Raw genomic sequence first — 1,111 nt, 5'->3', positions numbered from 1 at the left:
GCACTTCAAACTTGATACTAAGTGAAATGTTCCTCGAGTACCTTTTCGAGTTTCTTACGTGCGAAACTTTTAGATATATCAACGACAGCAGAAATGCCTTCATTTGCCATTTTTTCTCGAACAAGAGTTAGCATTTCAGGCTTATCTAAGGTTGCAGCGAAGTCATAACCTTGTGAGGTTAAGCGCCAGGGGGCTTCAACTAAATAGTAACCTTCATCATCCCAATCAAATTGAATACCTAGCTCTTTACTATCTTTGAAAGCATTTACTACCAACCCTTGATCGCTAAGTAATTTTACATGTAAGCAAAACTTTTGAAGATCCTTATCAGTGTGTTCAGTGAAGTCTTCACAAGTTAAAACTGGCTTCTTGTCATCGATGAAAACTCTCAATAATTCATGTAGATAGTCGTAATCAACTCTCATAACTTCCTCTTTTCACATAACGCCTTGTTAAGGTGTGAGGCACGCAATACCGAAGCTCCCGCATACCACCTTAACCACTAAAACTAACGCATAGCAAAAATGCCACGCGTGCCGAATCACTCTTGAACAATTTGTTATACATTTATTCCGCCGCCTCTAGAAGCCAACTATCTAAGGACTCACGCGGATTTAACCTATATGCTCGTTCAACGTTTGTCGCGTCTGGCGGCATGATTTCTGCGTTGATATAAAGCTTATTTCGACAATTTAAGCTATCTAAATAACCTTCGATATCCAAGCGCTTAAGAGTCGACTCCATCGCAGATAAAAGAACTGCCGTAGTTTCTTCACTAAAACCACATTCAGCGGTCACATTGCCCAAAAGCAGTTCAACATCTGAGAAGTATTCATCGCAGAAACCAAACAACGGTGAGTCTGCATATGACCATTTTATTTCTTCTCGGTCTTCAGAGGATGACGCTTCGGATTGCAACAGTTCGTCTGACCAAGCCGAAAATATAGGTCGATGTCCCTCTCCGGTTGTGACCAAAGTTACGTAATAAAAGTGATGCAGCGGAAACTCTGACGATAACCTTACTATTATTGATTTGGTCGCCTCGTAGAGCATATTTTCTAGTTGCTTAAGTTTCATATTGCTCCAAATGTATAACGCCCTGTTAAGGTGT

The 1,111-nt window shown here is 40.6% G+C and carries 2 protein-coding genes; both read right to left on the bottom strand.

The window, feature by feature from the left end; all coding sequences use genetic code 11:
* Positions 1-17: 17 nt before the first annotated feature.
* Positions 18-425 (bottom strand): DUF2513 domain-containing protein, encoded by a 408-nt coding sequence (locus tag IJ23_RS23290; RefSeq protein WP_033907463.1) that lies wholly within the window; start codon positions 423-425, stop codon positions 18-20.
* Positions 426-567: 142 nt separating this feature from the next.
* Complete coding sequence (locus IJ23_RS23285; RefSeq protein WP_033907464.1) at positions 568-1,077, bottom strand: DUF4303 domain-containing protein; 510 nt, start codon at positions 1,075-1,077, stop codon at positions 568-570.
* Between the last annotated feature and the right edge of the window lie 34 nt (positions 1,078-1,111).

This window comes from Vibrio sp. OY15 (genome assembly GCF_000742455.1).
Taxonomy (GTDB): domain Bacteria; phylum Pseudomonadota; class Gammaproteobacteria; order Enterobacterales; family Vibrionaceae; genus Vibrio; species Vibrio alginolyticus.
Note: the sequence above shows the minus strand (reverse complement) of the source record. Positions and strands in the feature narration are given on the sequence as shown.